Below are 16,943 nucleotides of genomic sequence, written 5' to 3' on the forward strand. Positions count from 1 at the left end.
AGCCGGACATGGCCAAAATCGCCAATATGAACTTCCATTATCATCGGTATACGTTCGATTATTTTCTCGATTCCACGGAACGTCTCGGCCTGCAGGCGATAGAGCTGTGGGCAGGCGCGCCGCATTTATACGTCGGGGACGCCACACATCAGGAAGCGGCGGCCATGCGGAACAAAATCGACCGGCGCGGCTTGGAGATTGTCTGCTTCACGCCGGAGCAGTGCATTTATCCGATCAATTTGTCTTCGAAGGACGATACGCTTCGCAGACGAAGCATCGACTATTTCAAGAAGAGCCTCAGTATGGCAAATTCGCTGAACTGCGGTCGGCTGCTGGTGACGGCCGGGTACGGATTTTTCGACGAACCGAAGGAGGACGCGTGGGAAAGGGCCCGCGATTCGATCGGGGAAATCGCCCTGGAAGCGAAGCAAGCCGGCGCCGTTCTGGTGCTTGAGCCGCTTTCACATTTCGGCTCCAATGTCATAAACAATGCGGCCGACTTGAAACGGATGATTGACGAAGTCGGCTCGCCGAACGTCAAGGCGATGCTCGATACGGTACCGATGATGCTGGCCGGAGATACCATCGACGGCTATGCGGCCGCCTTCGGCGACGATCTCGTTCACATTCATTTTTTGGACGGCGACGGCAAGACATCGGCTCATCTCGCCTGGGGGGAAGGCTGTTTCCCGCTTGAGGCGTTCAAGCGCAGTCTGGACGATCATGGCTATGACGGGTACTTGACCTTGGAAATCATCGGTCCCAAGTATAACTGGGATCCCGAATCGGCGACCCGGCTCAGCCTGGAGCATTTGCGGAAAGCCGGGTTTTAAGCAGGCCGGCGCCGCGGTCATTACATCGAAAGAAAGGCGAGAAAGAAATGAGCGTCATATTGCGCATAGAGTTGGATCATCGTCTTGTCTCGTTCGGAGACGTCGCGAACACGATCAGCAAGGCGGGGGGAGATATAACGTCCGTCGACGTCATTCGTCCCGGCAAGGAATATTCCGTCCGAGATATTACGGTCATGGCGGAAGCGGGCGAAGCGGAGATTGTCGAGTCGATCAAGCGTACGGAGGGTATTCGTCTTGTCAACGTATCGGACCGTACGTTTCTCGCTCATCTCGGCGGTAAAATCGAAGTGCAGCCGAAGCAAAAAATCAAAAACCGGGACGATTTATCGCTAGTTTATACGCCGGGGGTTGCGAAAGTATGTACGGCTATTTATGAGGATATGAAAAAAGCCTATTCCTTGACGATCAAGCGCAATGCGGTAGCCGTCATTTCGGACGGGACCGCTGTTCTCGGTTTGGGCGACATTGGGCCGTATGCGGCCACACCGGTTATGGAGGGAAAGGCGATGCTGTTCAAGCAGCTCGCCGATGTCGACGCATTTCCGCTTTGTCTGGATACGAAAGACACGGAGGAAATCATACGGACGATTAAAACGATTAGTCCGGTCTTCGGCGGCATCAATCTGGAGGACATCAGTTCTCCCCGTTGCTTCGAAATCGAGACTCGCTTGTCCGAGGAGCTGGACATCCCCGTCTTCCACGACGATCAGCACGGAACGGCCATCGTTGTGACGGCCGGGGTGCTCAATGCGCTGAAGGTGGCGGGCAAACGGATCGATCAGATTCGCGTTGTCGTGAACGGAATCGGAGCCGCCGGCGTCTCGATCTGTAAAATGCTGCTGACCGCCGGCGTTACCCGGCTTGTCCCGGTCGATCGGGAGGGAGCCATCGTGCGCGGCGGACATTATGAGCATCCGATGTGGCAATGGCTTGCGGAACAGCCCGAAGTGGAGGCGCAGGAAGGAAAGCTGCGGGAGGTATTGGCGGGGGCGGACGTCTTTATCGGCGTGTCCAGGGGAAATCTGTTGAGCGGGGCGGATGTGGCGCGCATGAATGAGAATGCGATCGTCTTTGCGATGGCGAATCCAGTGCCGGAAATCGCTCCCGAAGCGGCGCTGCCTCACGTGAAGGTGTTTGCGACCGGAAGAAGCGACTACCCGAACCAGATCAACAACGTGCTTGTATTCCCCGGCATTTTCCGGGGCGTTCTCGACTGCCGCGCGGCGCGGATCAACGAACCGATGAAACTGGCGGCCGCACGCGCCATTGCGGCTGTCGTATCGGATGCCGAGCTGAACGAGCAGTATATCATCCCGAGCATTTTCAATGAGCAAGTCGTTCAAAAGGTGCGGCGCGCCGTCATCGAAACGGCCATATTGACCGGCGTTGCGCGGCGAATTCCCCCGGATTTCAGATAAAGACGAAACGAGACAGCGAATGAAAGCCGCATCCCATTTGACTGAAGGATAAAGCCCCGGGACAGGCGGCTGGAAACAGTCTCGACGGAGTGTGACGCACAGATGTCAAGAACAGTAGGCGTGATCGGCGGGATGGGTCCGCTGGCCACGGTAGACTTTATGCGCAAGGTGATCGAGCATACGCCGGCCAGACGGGATCAAGAGCATGTTCATCTAATCGTGGATCAGTATCCCCAAATTCCGGATCGGACCGAAGCGATTTTGGGTGTTGGTCCGGACCCCGGTCCTTATTTGCAAGAGTCGGCAAACCGGCTGCAGCAGGCAGGAGCGGATATGATCGCGATCGCCTGCAATACGGCCCATTACTTTATCGATCGGATCGAAGGAGCCGTGTCCATCCCCGTCGTCCATATGCCCGGAGAAACGTCCCGCCATGTCGCCAATTCCGGAATTGGAGCGGTGGGAATTCTCGCCACTGACGGGACGCTTCGAACGAAGCTTTATCAGAAGCTGCTGAGTCGAGAGGGCGTTAGCGTGCTGATCCCGGACGAAGGGCTGCAGGCGGAGGTCATGGAGGGCATCCGGGCGGTCAAGCGAGGCGACCTGGAGACCGGGGAGCGTATTTTCCGGAAAGCGGCGGAAGCGCTCGTATCCGACGGGGCACAAGCCGTTATCGCAGGCTGTACGGAAGTGCCGATCGTACTGCGGTCGACTGAGAGCATCCGGGTCGTCAATCCGACCGATATATTGGCCCGCGCGATTGTTGAACGCGCTTATGCCCAGTAGAAGGGGCGCCGGCGGCATGGTCGGCCGAGTCCGGGAACCGTAAGAAGGTTCCCGGGCTTTTTAACGTCGATTCGAATCCGCATGATTGCTAAGGAGCGGCGGGAAGCTTTTCACGACGCATTGGAGATGTTGATTTCTCTAGCGCCCCAAGTTGGCAGGAAGATCAGCGAAGTCCATAAAGCAGCTCCAATCGTACCGCGTCAAATCATGATGTCCCGTTCGCAAATGGTACCCTATCCGTGCGCTATGTATCGGCGTTTCCGGCGAGGGAGGCCCGTCTGCTTCAAACCCGACGTATCCGAGCAGCCTGTAGACGGGATCGGCATGCATACAAGCCAGAAACTCCGATGCCGGGTCCGCCCACGCATCCTCCGTCGCGCTGGCGACGTAGAGCGGCCGAGGAGCGATGAGCGCCAGCAGCATATGCTGATCCACGGGCAAAGCGAATTCTTGACCGTTGTAGCTCTTGTAGTTTTCACAGAACCAAAGGCAGCGGCCGGCAAATCCAGCGTCACACTGGATTTTTTCCGCACATGGCTTTATGCTTGATGGTAGGCAGTCATTCATACTTAATCGAGGAGGCAGGAAGCCTTTGAAGGACAAGCTGAAGTACACGGCAGTCGGAGTGGTGCTCGGGGCTATGCTGACGGCGGCCATTGGCGTTAGCGCGGCTGGAGGGCAGCAGATCGAGGTTTATTTCAAGCCGCTGAAATTTATGTTCGATGGCAAGGAGAAAAAGCCGGCGGAAGGTCAACCGTTCATCTATGAGGGGACTACTTATGTGCCGCTGCGTTTCATGAGCGAAACGCTGGGCAAGCAGGTGCAGTATGACGGCAAGAACGATACGATCTGGGTCGGCAACCGGTATACCCAAGCGCCGAAGATGGCGATCGACGTCAACAAGACATATACGGCTACCATCGAAACGAACAAGGGGCCGATCGTTATCGAGCTGTTCGCCAAGGATGCGCCGCAGACGGTCAATAACTTTATCGCGCTGGCTAGGGACGGCTTCTACGATGATGTCGTGTTCCACCGGATTATCCAGAGCTTTATGATTCAGACGGGCGACCCGGCAGGCACCGGTCGCGGCGGCCCAGGCTACAGCTTCGCAGACGAGCTTGGCGGCGGTCATAAATACGAGCCGGGTATCGTTGCGATGGCGAATGCGGGACCCGATACGAACGGCAGCCAGTTTTTCATCTGCACGGGACCGGATAGCGAATATCTGAACAGCACGCCGAACTATACGATCTTCGGCAAGGTCAGCTCGGGCATGGATACAGTACAAGCGATCGCCGCTACGCCGGTGAAGGCCACTGACCGAGGCGAGGCCAGCGTGCCCGTGGAGACGGTCAAGATGCTCTCGGTTCAGATCGCAGAGAAATAGGGCGGCGGGCTTGCTCACGTACATGAGCGAGTGGCTGAATGCGCCCGGCCAGACAACGTAAAGCAAAAAGGGTCGAACCCAGGACAATGTGCAAGTCCTGCGTTCGACCCTTTTTTTCATGAAGACGTCAATTCAACTATGCCCTCAGCGTTATGGCCTCAGCTTCAACCGGAGCAAGCCTTACTTGTCCGCTGCGGCCAGCAGCTTCTTGTACTTCTCCGTATACTTTACGACGGTCAGCACATAGGTCGCATGGGACCAGGTCAGCGGAGCGACCGAGACCGGATCGCCGTTGAACGGATCGAGCTGCTCGGACAAGACGCCGCTTTCCATCGCATGCTTCACGACCCACTCCAGCGTGCGGCGGGGAGCTTCAAGCTCCTCTAGCGTTTTGGCGTATTCGATCTCCCATTCCGCGATCCACAGGGTACAGATGATCCAGGGATTGCCCGGCACGTTGGCAATGTCGGACGAGCGCTGGAAGTAGTAGTCGTGATGATACCGGGCGACGCCGCCGATCTCCGTCTTGATCGTCAAGTGCTCGCGATTGGCCTGCATGGTGCTCACGACACGCGGATCATCCGCCGGCAGCACGCCGAATTCGAAGATGCCGTAAACGCTGCTCTCGTAGGTGCGGTCCTTCACCCAGACTCCGTTCTCCTGGTACAAGCCGCGGACGAAACGGCCTTCTTCCTCGTCCCACAGATGCGTGAGAATGCCGGCCTTAATCTTCTCCGCATGGTCGCGGTAGAGGCTGGCCCGCTCTTCATCCCCGAACAGGCTGCAGAAGTTCGCCGCCGCGATCAGGCCGCCGTATACGGCTGAAGCTGTGAAAGTGAAAATTCCGTAGCGTTCTTCCCACAGGTCATAGCTTGGCTTGGGCAACGACAGCTCATGCTCGATGTAGCTGGACATGAAGCGCGCCGCGCGGCGGATCAGCGTCCGATAGAGCGATTGGGGCAGCTCGATAACCTCGTGGCGGGCATAATCCTGCCAGAGGGCGAACAGCACGAGCGCCGTCTCATCCTCCTGGATCGGCAGCTGGACATTGCCGCCATTGAGGTAAGGATGCCAGCTGGAGCCGACTGTCCCGTCCGGATTGTACTTGTGGTGAAGATAGCCCTCCGGCGACAGCGCATTCGCGCAAAAGTGGAAGAAAGGCGTAATCATACCCTGATAGCCGGCCATCGTCATCGCGTAAGCGATCAGCGCTCCGTCCCGGGGCCACATGTAGCTGTAGTGGTCGCGGTTGGAATGCATAATATCCGAGTCGTTGGCCGCGATGATCGCGCCGTTCACATCGGTTTGCGTGCGGACGATGAGCAGGCTTTGCTTGTACAAGCGGACGCATGCCTCGCTCAGATTGCCATAGTCTCGCTCGGATTTGTTAACCCAGCGCTGCCAGTAAATTTTGGCCCGCTCGAGCAGCTTGTCGGGATGGCTTTCCTTGACGTAGGCGTCGAGCTTCTTGACTTCCTCCAGGTCCTTGCCGGCTGTCATCCAGTAGTAGAGAACTCCGTCATTATTGGGCGGAACATGCAGACGCACCGAGATGGTGCTGTCAACGGAGCCTTGAGCGATCGCATTGCCGGAGAGCTGGCCGTCTTCGGCATCGCGCCACGTGCCCTCGGCGTTGTAGAAGCGCTTGACGCCAGTCGTGTACTGGTAGAGACCTTCGTCTCCGCTCAATCCGTTGAACATAAAGTAGCGGTCTTTCTTATAATGAAACACGGTGTTATTGAGCGGGTAATAGGCGGCGGTATCGCCGACCTCCGTTTCATTGATGACAAGATCCTGGTTGAAAAACATGCGTACCTCGCGGACGCTGTCCCAGTGATTGTGAACCGTGATGCGCTTCAGATAAATATCCTCGCGCTGGTGCACGCCGTCATTAATCAGAAGCGTAATGCCCAAGTGGTAATGCGATGCCCGCACCTCTGTGACCAGCGAGTCCTCCACATAAGAGAGTTCGAAGTTCCATTCGGGATCGGACAGCCAACTAAACGTGCCGTCGACCCATAAGCCGATACGGCATTGATAGCCGCCGACGTGATTCAGCTGCCCTACGTAGGGATAGTACAGGTCGCGCATATAGGTGTTGCGATCCAGATTGATCAAGAACTTGCCGTTCCCGATAACGAGATGTCTTGGCATGCATCCACTTCCTTCTTGTTCAGAATGCTTTCTCTCTCTATAAGAGTACCGTTTTCTGCCAAGCCGGTCAATGTATGAAAAACAATGAAAACGTATCCCGCCGCACTTTTTCTGCCCTCTTGGAGAAAAATACCGGCCTGGCCGGGAGATAGCGGCGCATGCAAGCCCTCTTTGCGCGTCAAAAAAATAATCTCCGCCGCAAGGGGAGATTCAGGGTCTCGCTAGTGGAGGCTTACTTCTGATGCGTGAGGCCGGGCTGCAGGGCAGTCATCCTCATGATCATATCGTAACGGTTCGGAGACTGCAGCAGCTGGCGGTACTGATCCGGCGCTACGCCGCTGCATGTGAGGGTTTGCCCCGTATAGTAATGGATATGCATCTGTGATGCCTGATCATCATAGCGCACATACGGGATTTGCTTGGAACCGATCGAAATCATCTTCATGGTGAGCCTCTCTCCTCTCGGGTTGCCATGTCATTTATATATATGTGCGACTTGCGGGTTATAGAAGGGGAGGGCGCAAGCAAGATCAATCCGGTTAGAAAAATGGGAGGTCTTGCAACATCTGCGCCAGCCGCTCCGTCAGGGAAGGTGTCGCCGTGCCACGGCGATTCCTTCGGCCGGCTGCAGCTCGCAACCGGAGGCGAGCCCGAGTCGATCATAAAGCCGTTTTCCTATCATACAGTGGGAATATAGGCAGACAAGACGGCGGTAAGGCGGCCATGAAGAAGTTTGCATGCGGGAATCCAATTATGCGCCTATAGACCGAGGGAGGCTCCTCCAGGAAGGACTTCCGCTGGGGACAGGCAACATTTAACTTTAGGCGTACGGACAGAAAAAGCAGGATAATTGACGCTTTTGGTCGAATAAGGGTAACAGGGACAGAAGAAAGCGAATCAGGGGGCGAGTGTGAATGAGTTTTTGTTGCGGAGCCAGTATGCTGGGAACGAAGGGTACGCTTAAACATATCCGAACGCAGATTCACAATGTGCCGCTGCTGTTCTGCCCGGTATGCCATCGCGTTGAGGTCCACCATCTGGTGGAGAATGAATATGAGATTTTGGCCGAATATGCGCACGGGGACGGCGCTCCGGAGGTCGACTTCGCGGAGTATGTCGAGCAGCGCGATCCGTCGGAGCTGCTGGAGAATTGTGTAAACCATGAGAATGAGGAGCCGCTGGACGTTGTCCGCAGCCAGGTCGATATGGCGCTGGACCTGCTGACGGTTGCCAAGGATATCGGCGATACGGAGTGGGAGCAGCAGCTGAAGAAGCGGCTTCATGTGCTGAGCCAGCGCAGGAATAAGCTCAAGAGCAAGAAGACGATACGCGGCATGTCCTGATATCCGCCTATCCGAGAAACGTCCCTTATGCCGCGCGCCCGCTCCTGCCGTATGCTTGTACGGCAAAGAGCCGGCGTGCGAACGGCTTGCGCGAAAGCTGCGGTCCGGAGCCTTCCCGGACTTGCGGCCGGCAGGCGGCAGGGGGGCGTTTTTTTCTCGTACAAGCCGCTTGACAGGGGCTAAGAAAATCGCATAAAAATTTACTTTGCAAATAGGCCGGAGGGTGAAGCTCATACCCCCGCAATCCCATAGAGAACAGCGAAAAATTTAGTGTGAGGTGGAACGGTTGCTGCTTGTTTTATTCAAGAAATTTCTAGGAAAACGTCAGACACACCACCCGGCTTCCGAAGCGACTAGTACTCCGGAAGAGATTGTGATTCGTATACAGGAGGGCGACTTGCGGCTGCGCAATCAATTTATCACCGACTATCAGCCTTATGTGGCGAAGGTGACCAGCCGTTTCTGCAAGCGTTACGTCGATCCGACGCGGGATGACGAGTTCAGCATCGCGCTCGGAGCCTTCAATGAAGCGATCAACCAATTCTCTCCGCAGGCGGGGCGTTCCTTTCTCGGGTTCGCCGAACAGGTCATGCGCCGCCGTCTTATCGACTATGTGCGGAAGGAGCAGCGGTTTGCCGGGCAGATTCCTTACAGCACATTCGAGGTCGAGGATGAAGAGGATCACGCGGTGAACCCGATTGAGATTCACCAGGCCATCGAGGAATATGAGAAACAGAAGGGGATGGAAGAGAGACGCAGCGAAATTGTCGATTTGAGTCGAATGCTGGCTGAATTCGGAATCCAGTTTGAGGAATTGGCCGATGCCTCTCCCAAGCATGATGATTCCCGGCAAGCCTTGTTCGCCATTGCTTACAAGCTGTCGGGCGATATGGCATTGATGAAGCTGATGCTCGGCAAAAAAATGCTGCCCATCAAGGAATTGCTCGACCAAGTGAGCGTCTCCCGCAAAACGCTGGAGCGCAACCGGAAGTTTATTATTACTGTCGCGCTGATATACAGCGGGCCGTTCCCGTATCTGAAGGATTATTTGCATATCAAGGGCGACGAAGCAGAGAGAGATGAAGAGGTTGATCATGAGGGAAGGGGGGACGCCAATTGAATAAGGGTATTGTCATGCAAATCACGAGCAAGCATTTGATCATCATGAGGGCGGACGGCAGGTTTGAGCGTGTCTCCCGACGGAAACGCACCTGCCAAATTGGGGAAGAAATCGAATATGACAAACCCGGCGTCAACTGGAGGAGCTCATCGGTCGCGGGAAAGTCGGCGATCGCCGCAGCGGTCGTATTTTGCCTGGTCGTGTTCGCCAGCTTCAATGGCAAGCTCGGCAGCCCCGAGATTGTTGCCTACATAACGATGGACATCAACCCGAGCGTCGAGATCGGAATCGACGTTCAAGAGAACGTATTGGAGCTGCGCGGGCTGAATGAGGATGGAAACCTGTTGATTGAAGCGGTAGAGTTCAAAGGCAGAAATCTGGAGCAGGTCACCGAGCGTTTGCTGGATAATGCCGAGCGTGAAGCTTTGGCTAAGGGAGAAGGCGAGATCGTTATCGCCAGTACGGTCATTCTGCCGGACAGCAAGGTCAATGACGAATCGATAGCCGAACGTCTGAAGCAGCAGGTCACCAAGCATATCGAGACCACACACCCGCAGCAGGCGAATCAATACCAGGTAGCGGCGTTCGCGGCCCCCAAGGAAGTGCGAGAGGCGGCGAGCCAGAACGGGGTATCAACCGGCAAATATTCGGTCTATCTGAATGCCAAGAGCAGCGGAGCGGATGTGACGCTGGAGGAGATTAAGAAGGAATCGGTCTTGCAGATTGCCAAAAACAAGCCGGAGGTGGCCCAGTCCATCCAACCGAGCCGCGTCCCGACGAAGAGCGATCTCAAGCAGCTTGTCGAGGAAGAGAAGACCGGCGAGCTGGATAAAAAGGTCAATGAGAAAAAAGGCTCGGCTAAAAACAGCCCGGATCCGAACGGGAAAAATCAGACAGGCGCCAAGGCCGGCAAAGGCCAAACGCAGTCGGACAGGGATGGCAAAAACAGCCAGAGCGGCACCCGCAACGGAACCTCCTCGGGCGGCAAGGATGATCCGAAGAAAACGACCTCTTCGCAGAGCAAGAACGGCAACAGCCGCGACGACGATGACGATGACGACGACCGGAAGGGCAGCCGGAACACCAGAGACGACGACAAGAAGGATAACGGCAAAACTTCATCGGGCTCCGGCTCCAAACCTGGCACATCCGGTTCAGGCGGCTCCCGCGGCAGGGACGACGATGACGACCGGAAGCAGGAGGAAGTAAAGCGCGGCGATGAGGCGAAGCGGGCGGAGGAAGCGCGCAAGAAAGCCGAGGAGCAGCGCAAGAAGCAGGAGGCCGAACGGAAAAAGCAGGAAGAAAACCGCAAGAAACAAGAGGAAGAGCGGAAGAAGCAAGAGGAGCTGAGAAAGAAGCAGGAGGCCGAACGGAAGAAGGCCGAAGAGCTGAAAAAGCAGCAAGAGGAAGAAGCGAGCAAGAAGAAGGAAGCTGAGCGCAAGAAGCAGGAGGAAGAGAAACGCAAGAAGGACGAAGCGGAGCGCAAAAAGCAGGAGGCCGAGCGCAAGAAGCAGGAAGAGCAGAGGAAAAGAACGGAACGGTCAGACGATTGACCGGCTGTTCAGAGCGGACCGAATCCCGGCGGGTTCGGTTTATTTTTATGAGTCAAGAAAGTTTAACTTCACTAAAGCGGTAGAGAAAGGCTCCGATCAGGAGCTTTTCTTATTTTTACAGGCAGACAGGAACGATGCCGGGTGTTGCGGCATAGATTAGGGAAGAGGGCGCATGACTATATATTTCTGCCGGCTTAGGGCAGGGACATAGAGGGTGATATGGTGAAGTCCTATTCCGATTCATTCTTGACGGAGTACCTGGGTGAACTGGGCATTTGTTTGTTCCTGGGGTTCATGTGCTTTGTTTACTTCTCGATCTGGAGGGAGTACTACAGGCAGCAGAAGTACAAGAGGCTGATCCATCATGTCATGCTGGGGTCTTTGATGGCCGTTGGCTTTGTTTATTTCCTGCTAGTCACGGTTAATGCGATTCGGGATTTGCCGGCCTATCTGAACGGCTCCTATCAGGAAGTGACCGGCAGGCCTCAGATCGAGCGGACCGGCGGCAAGCATACGAATGAGAACATCATAATGGTGGAGGGGACGAAGCTGTATATTTACGACACGGACTTCCCGAGCGATGCATTCGACGCCGACCTCCGGTATACGTTCAAATACTTGGAGCATACGGGCTATGTGATAGAGTACGGGGTTGAGAAGGAGGAGTGACGACTTTCCGGTAGGAGGGTCTTCTCCTCTTGTTTATTTTTTTGCAAAAAAAAAAGGAACTGTCCCTATCCGGATGGAATAGTATGCGTAATGGGCGTTGTTCAATTAAAGCGACAGCGGGCGAAATCGCTATGGGAAGCAAGTCGAGTCATCTACATCGTGCCAGCGATCGCAGAACTTCGGGGACCCGGGACATGAACAGGCAGTTTGCCTATGCCCAAGGTCTTTCACGGCCCCAAATGTTAAGGAGGATTTTGTTGTGAACGCGATAGAAAAAAGGATAGACTCTTTGTACCATTATATGGCCGATTCCACGGCTCAGCCGGATCTGGACCAATTCTGGGAGCAGACGCTTCGCCTGAACGAAGGCGGCGCCCCTTACCGGCGCACGGAGGTAGACTCCCCCATGCAGGCGGATGTCAGCAAGCTGACGTTCGAGGCGCATGACGGGACGCCGATTCATGGCTGGTACTTGCTGCCTCCGCAGCCGATTCGTAAGCCCTGCCCGTGCATCGTTATCTATCATGGTTATCATGGCTCCAAGGGGGACCCGGAAAATTATGCGCATTGGCTGTTAATGGGCTTTGCCGTCTATGCGATCGATGTCCGCGGCCAAGGGGGAGAGACGGGGAATTTAGCTCCGCAATCCTTCGGCATGACGAGCGGCTGGATGACTCAAGGCATTCTCGACAAAGAGGAATGCTATTACAAGCACATCACCCTGGATGGACTGAGAGCGGTGCTGGTGGCGTCGGAGCAGCCCGAAATCGATCCGGAGCGTATCTTCGTAATGGGCGGAAGCCAGGGCGGCGGGCTGGCGCTGATCACGGCGGCGCTGAGCGGCAAGGTGCGCGGCGCTGTGGCTAATGTGCCGAATATGTGCCATATGGATTTCGGCATATTAAATTCCACGAGCTCGCTGGCGGAGGCCGCGAAGTTCGTGACAACTTTCCCGGACAAGCTGGAGCAGGTGCTGCAGACGCTCAGTTACTTCGACATTATCAACTTGGCGGACCGGATTACGCTGCCTGTGCTGGTGTCGGTAGGGCTAAAGGATATGGTGTGTATGCCGGAGACGATCTTTGCCGCCTATAACCGGCTGCACTCGAAGGACAAGACGATGGAAGTATTTCCGTTTATGGGCCACGCGCTTGGCAACGGGATGAACATCAAAGCCTATGAATTCATGAAACGGCTGCTCTAGCGCCGGGCGGATGCCGCTGCTCGGAGGCGGCGGTCCGGCGGGGTGGGCAATGTGACGCGCGCTGCGGGTGGGGGGAAGCTGTACCTCGCGGGGGTTTGACGTGGTATAGCTGCTTCTCCCGGCTTGTCCGCCGGCGCGCCGGACCGTATAACAACTTTCGCATGACGAGTGAACACCCTGGTTAGGGTGTTTTTGGCATAGGCTTGATCTATAATAGATGAGAGGCGAAAGTACACCTTGCATGGGGAGGCAAACATACACGATGCGTTATACGTTATTCGGCAAGACAGGCTACCGCGTATCCTCGCTTGGCTTCGGCGCGATGAATTTGCCGGGCGTTCCGTTCGAGCAAGCGAGCGCGGCGTTGAATTATGCCCTCGACGAAGGCATCAATTATATCGACACGGCAGCGGCCTACCGCAACAGCGAGGAGATTATCGGGGACAGCATTTCGCACCGGAGGTCGGAATATTTCCTGGCAACCAAAACGAACAAGCGGGACTACGCTTCGGCCAAGGAAGAGATAGAGCGCAGCTTGACCCGGCTCAAGACGGATCGGATCGATCTGCTGCAGATACACTATGTGAACACCGTGCAGGAGTTCAAGGCGGCCATGAGCGAGGACGGCGCGTACAAGGCAGCGTTGGAGATGAAAGAGAAGGGCTATATCCGTCATATCGGAATTACCGGCCATCGGCCCGATCTGTTAGCGAAATGGATTCGCAAGGAGCAGTTTGAACAAGTGCTGTTCCATCTGAATCTCGCCCAGCCGTTTGCTCTGGATGAGCTGATCCCGGAGATGACCCGGCTGAACATGGGGAAGGTGGCGATGAAGCCGCTGTCCGGCGGTTTCATTCAGCCGGTGGACAAGGCGATCCGCTATCCGTACAGTCAGGACGTAAATGTCATTATATCCGGCATGGTGAGCGTGGAGGAGGTGCGGGAGAACATAGCGGCGATGCGCTTGGAGGTGGGCGATGCCGAGCGCTCGGAGCTGGAGGCGCTTGCGCATAAGCTTGGCGAGCATAACTGCCGGCGCTGCAACTACTGTTCCTGTCCGGTCGGGATCGCCATCCCGGATATTATGATCTCTAGCCAGGTGCGCTCCACCTTTGGCCTGCTGCCGAAGGGCGACGGATTTTATCAGCGGAATAAGGAGAAAATTTTGTCCTGTGCGGATCATGAACCTTGTGGCGAAAAGCCGATCTGCGAGCCGATGTGTCCTTACGAGCTGCCAATGCGGAGGGTCGTGATGGAGGCATCGAGCTATTACGCGACTTCTTCCTAACCGGTGTTTGGGATGGGGAAGAGGATAGAGGGCAGAGGGGCGGTAATCGAAACTTCGTATAAATAGCGTACGGCTGGTGGTCCGAAGTATGCGGGTTACGGGAAAGTCGCATAAATGTGCCTCTCTGGCGACCGAGGTCATGGATTTGTGTGGCAAATCGTATAAATGAGCGGTAGGGGCAGGCGGTCAACAGTGGAGGGTTGTAAGGAAAATCGTATAAATGCGCTCGAATGGCGGAGCGAAGTATAGAGTTGTATGGAAAATCGTATAAATGCGTCTGACTGGCTGTCCGAAGTAGGGGATTTGTATGGAAAATCGTATAAATGAACTGGATTGGTGGTCAAAAGTGTAGAGGTTATACGAAAATTCGTATAAAACAACCGGCTAGCGGCGAAAGTATGGGTTTTGTGTGGTGCATCCCGTTATTCGCAGGTCTCCTCAACAAGGAGCTCCTAATCGGTGTGGTAACAAAAGCTAAAGGCTGTAGGCGCAATGTCAGATGCTGCTTTTTTGAGGAGTGAAATTATGGATTTGTTGGAGCGATATATGACCCAGGAGCTGAGCCTGGCCGTCGAGCTGGCCGAATCGGAGGCGGGCGAGGCGGGAGCCGAAGCGCTCGCCTTCTTCATGACTCCCGAGGAGCTGGCCTCGGGAGAGTGGGCGAAGCAGGCCGGCGCGCCTCTGCCGCCGGCGCTGGTTGATGCGGTCCGCGGGCTGGCCGCGCGCGGACGGTTCGCCGCCGGCCTCGGGGAGACCGAGGCCGTGCCGACATTGGGCCTGATGCCCGGCTATCAGGCCATCCTGCTGTGCGGGCTCGGCGAAGCCGCCCGCACAAGAGCCGACGCCTGGCGCGACGCAGGCGTCTACGCGGCCCGCGCCGCGCTCGGCCTGCGGCACGAGCGCCTCGCGGCGCCGCTGCCGCGCGCCGGCGGCGGGCGCGCGCAAGAGCTGGGCGAGCGCGTGCAGGCGCTCGCGGAGGGGCTCTGGCTCGGCAGCTACCGCATGCCGAGCTATGCCCGGGAGGCGGCGGGCGAAGCGCCGCCTCAGCTGCAGCGCGTCGCGCTGCTAGGCGCCGCGGACGAGGAGCGGCGCGAGCTGGCGCCCGCGCTGGAGGCCGCGCGGGCGACGGCGCTTGCCGTCTATACCGCGCGCGATCTGACCAATCTGCCCGGGAACTATCTCGGGCCGGATGACCTTGCGCGCGCAGCCCAGAGCTTGGCCGCCCGCTATGGGCTGGCCTGCACCGTGCTCGAGGAGGAGGGAATCCGCGAGCAGGGGATGGGCGGGCTTGCCGCCGTCGGACGAGGCAGCGTGCTGCCGCCGCGGATGATCGCCGTGAGGTATGACGGAGCGCCGGAGAAGCCGGATGAAGTGCTCGGTTTGGTCGGCAAGGGCATTACTTTCGATACCGGCGGCATATCCCTGAAGAAGCCCGAAGGGATGGAGGAGATGATCAGCGACATGGGCGGAGCTGCCGTCCTTCTTGGGCTGATCCATGTGTTGGGCGTTCAAAAACCGGCGATCAACGTAGTGATCGTCATCCCGGCCGCCGAGAACATGCCGTCTGCGGCTGCCTTTAAGCCGGGGGATGTGATTACCCTGATGAACGGTCAGACCGTGGAGGTGCTGAACACGGATGCGGAAGGGCGGATCGTGCTGGCGGACGGTGTGCTGTATGCGAAGCGGCTCGGAGCTACGCGCCTGATCGACGTGGCGACCTTGACGGGAGCGGTCCTGGTCAGCTTCGCCGATGTGGCGACGGGAGCCGTCAGCAATAACGAAGCGCTGCTTCAGGAGGTGCTGGACAGCGCCCGGAGGGCCAATGAGAAGGTTTGGCCGCTGCCAAACTATCCGGAATACCGGGAGATGCTGAAAAGCCGCATAGCCGATATCAAAAACTCAACGAACCGTGACCGGTGGGCGGGCTGCATTACAGGGGGGCTGTTCATCGGGTATTTCGCGGGGGACACGCCGTGGGTTCATCTCGATACCGGCGGGACGGCCTGGCTGTGGAACGAGAGGGGGACCGAGCCGCTGGGAGGGACCGGAGCGATGGTCCGCACACTCGGCCAACTGGTATGCGCGAAACCCGGCCAGCAGACCGGCAAATGACGCCTGGAGGCCGCTCGGGCGTGAGAACTCAGGGTGTGTCGATACTCAGTGTTTGAGCGAGCAGTCCACGCACCGCGCATGGTACTCAGTGTTTGAGCGAGCAGCCCATGCACCGCACGAGGTGCTCAGTGTTTGAGCGAGCAGTCCATGCATCGGTGTAGGTGCTCAATCTACCGCTGCTCAAGCAGACATAATTCTGTTCAGGCGGCGCCAACCGCTGCCCTAGCGCCCGCCTCCCAGAACTGAGCGTGCCAGCTGGCCGCAGCTGTTGCCTTCCGCATCGGCTCGCCCGCCCGTTCTCCTGACCGGCTGCATAATGAAGAGAAGGCTCGCACGGCAAGGGCCGAACGAGCCTTCTCTTTTGTTGCTGCTGCTAGCCGTAGGACGGCAAGCCTTCCCGTTTAAGCATGGAGACGCTTGCTGTTGTTCCCCACTGGAAGGAGGCCGGCCATATGGCGAACTGCGACCTGTTCCAAATCCTGGAGCGGGATGATGAGGCGGACGACTTCGTCGGTCGTGATGGCTAAGCTGGCCGTGCGGGCAGCCAGTTGCTCCAGATCGATCCCTACCCAGCCGCTCTTGCTGGGATGCGGGGCCAGGTCATAAGGAAGCACCGACAACGAGGCTTGCTGATGCGGATTGGCTGACTCTGCAGCCGCTTCTCCCCGGCTAAGCGTGTTGAGGTGGAAATAAAGCTTGCCCCCTTGCTTCCAGCGGATAAAGCCGGGGGTGAAGCTGATCGTCAGCCTGCCGTTCTCTCCGCTGTCATGAGCAAGAAGCCGCACTTTCTTCAGGTGCCGGGCCCGAATGTATTGATTCTGCTCCCGGTTGGGCAGGCACAAAACGATCAATATGGGGATAGCGCTGGCGATATGCAGGCAGACAGGGGACTCCAACCAGATAGAGAGCCCGAGAAAAACGGCAAAAAGCAGCACCCATAAAATTAAAAACCAGATTTTTTTCGTAGACATTCGTGTATGGATCCTCCGGAAATCAGGGTTTGGGACAAGGCGTAAGCTTGCGCCTATACCCGCTATTGGGCCTATTCAAAC

General features: G+C 56.9%; 16 protein-coding genes. 11 read left to right on the forward strand and 5 right to left on the reverse strand.

Annotated features, from left to right (window positions below; translation table 11 throughout):
* The first annotated feature begins 8 nt into the window (after nt 1-8).
* The 3 genes from BLR08_RS24810 (at nt 9) to BLR08_RS24820 (ending at nt 3,058) form a co-directional block, all read left to right on the forward strand.
* Nucleotides 9-833 (forward strand): sugar phosphate isomerase/epimerase family protein, encoded by an 825-nt coding sequence (locus BLR08_RS24810; RefSeq protein ID WP_072331008.1) that lies wholly within the window; start codon nt 9-11, stop codon nt 831-833.
* Nucleotides 834-880: 47 nt separating this feature from the next.
* Entirely contained in the window at nt 881-2,272 is a 1,392-nt protein-coding gene (locus BLR08_RS24815) for an NAD-dependent malic enzyme (protein ID WP_072331006.1), read from the forward strand.
* Nucleotides 2,273-2,374: 102 nt separating this feature from the next.
* Nucleotides 2,375-3,058, forward strand: a complete 684-nt coding sequence (locus BLR08_RS24820) for a cysteate racemase (RefSeq protein WP_072331004.1) — start codon at nt 2,375-2,377, stop codon at nt 3,056-3,058.
* A 138-nt stretch (nt 3,059-3,196) separates the two neighbouring features.
* Here BLR08_RS24820 and BLR08_RS32180 read toward each other — a convergent pair whose 3' ends face one another.
* Nucleotides 3,197-3,715 (reverse strand): glucuronyl esterase domain-containing protein, encoded by a 519-nt coding sequence (locus BLR08_RS32180; protein WP_371117702.1) that lies wholly within the window; start codon nt 3,713-3,715, stop codon nt 3,197-3,199.
* Between BLR08_RS32180 and BLR08_RS24830 the strand changes: the two genes are divergently transcribed.
* Nucleotides 3,651-4,448 carry a peptidylprolyl isomerase gene (locus tag BLR08_RS24830; protein WP_072331000.1) on the forward strand — a complete coding sequence of 266 codons (798 nt, stop codon included), beginning with the start codon at nt 3,651-3,653 and terminating at the stop codon, nt 4,446-4,448. The two genes, BLR08_RS32180 and BLR08_RS24830, sit on opposite strands and share 65 nt — an antisense overlap.
* A gap of 180 nt (nt 4,449-4,628) precedes the next feature.
* Here BLR08_RS24830 and BLR08_RS24835 read toward each other — a convergent pair whose 3' ends face one another.
* Genes BLR08_RS24835 through BLR08_RS24840 form a run of 3 tightly spaced genes read right to left on the reverse strand, consistent with a single transcriptional unit; the run spans nt 4,629 to nt 7,047 of the window.
* Nucleotides 4,629-6,602, reverse strand: a complete 1,974-nt coding sequence (locus BLR08_RS24835; protein ID WP_072330998.1) for a glycoside hydrolase family 15 protein — start codon at nt 6,600-6,602, stop codon at nt 4,629-4,631.
* Nucleotides 6,563-6,784 (reverse strand): hypothetical protein, encoded by a 222-nt coding sequence (locus tag BLR08_RS30835; RefSeq protein ID WP_143014449.1) that lies wholly within the window; start codon nt 6,782-6,784, stop codon nt 6,563-6,565. The genes BLR08_RS24835 and BLR08_RS30835 overlap by 40 nt, the downstream gene beginning before the upstream one ends.
* A gap of 50 nt (nt 6,785-6,834) precedes the next feature.
* Nucleotides 6,835-7,047, reverse strand: coding sequence for a KTSC domain-containing protein (locus BLR08_RS24840; protein ID WP_072330996.1), 213 nt, complete (start codon nt 7,045-7,047; stop codon nt 6,835-6,837).
* 469 nt (nt 7,048-7,516) lie between these two features.
* On the opposite strand from BLR08_RS24840, the gene BLR08_RS24845 reads away from it, so the two are divergent.
* From BLR08_RS24845 to BLR08_RS24880, 7 genes are all read left to right on the forward strand, one after another.
* Complete coding sequence (locus tag BLR08_RS24845) at nt 7,517-7,945, forward strand: hypothetical protein (protein WP_072330994.1); 429 nt, start codon at nt 7,517-7,519, stop codon at nt 7,943-7,945.
* 286 nt (nt 7,946-8,231) lie between these two features.
* A complete protein-coding gene (gene sigI / locus BLR08_RS24850; RefSeq protein ID WP_072330992.1) occupies nt 8,232-9,065 on the forward strand; it encodes an RNA polymerase sigma factor SigI in 834 nt (277 codons plus the stop codon).
* A complete protein-coding gene (locus tag BLR08_RS24855; RefSeq protein WP_072330990.1) occupies nt 9,062-10,618 on the forward strand; it encodes an anti-sigma-I factor RsgI family protein in 1,557 nt (518 codons plus the stop codon). The genes sigI and BLR08_RS24855 overlap by 4 nt, the downstream gene beginning before the upstream one ends.
* Before the next feature lie 219 nt (nt 10,619-10,837).
* Entirely contained in the window at nt 10,838-11,287 is a 450-nt protein-coding gene (locus BLR08_RS24860) for a hypothetical protein (protein WP_072330988.1), read from the forward strand.
* Nucleotides 11,288-11,546: 259 nt separating this feature from the next.
* Nucleotides 11,547-12,491, forward strand: coding sequence for an acetylxylan esterase (locus BLR08_RS24870; RefSeq protein ID WP_072330984.1), 945 nt, complete (start codon nt 11,547-11,549; stop codon nt 12,489-12,491).
* A gap of 262 nt (nt 12,492-12,753) precedes the next feature.
* Nucleotides 12,754-13,779 carry an aldo/keto reductase gene (locus BLR08_RS24875; RefSeq protein ID WP_072330982.1) on the forward strand — a complete coding sequence of 342 codons (1,026 nt, stop codon included), beginning with the start codon at nt 12,754-12,756 and terminating at the stop codon, nt 13,777-13,779.
* 525 nt (nt 13,780-14,304) lie between these two features.
* Nucleotides 14,305-15,891, forward strand: coding sequence for a leucyl aminopeptidase (locus BLR08_RS24880; RefSeq protein WP_176835601.1), 1,587 nt, complete (start codon nt 14,305-14,307; stop codon nt 15,889-15,891).
* A gap of 401 nt (nt 15,892-16,292) precedes the next feature.
* Here the strand turns inward: BLR08_RS24880 and BLR08_RS24885 are convergent, their stop codons facing one another.
* Nucleotides 16,293-16,862, reverse strand: coding sequence for a hypothetical protein (locus BLR08_RS24885; RefSeq protein WP_072330980.1), 570 nt, complete (start codon nt 16,860-16,862; stop codon nt 16,293-16,295).
* Nucleotides 16,863-16,943: the final 81 nt, after the last annotated feature.

The sequence above is a fragment of the Paenibacillus sp. cl123 genome, from assembly GCF_900101595.1.
Classification (GTDB): domain Bacteria; phylum Bacillota; class Bacilli; order Paenibacillales; family NBRC-103111; genus Paenibacillus_G.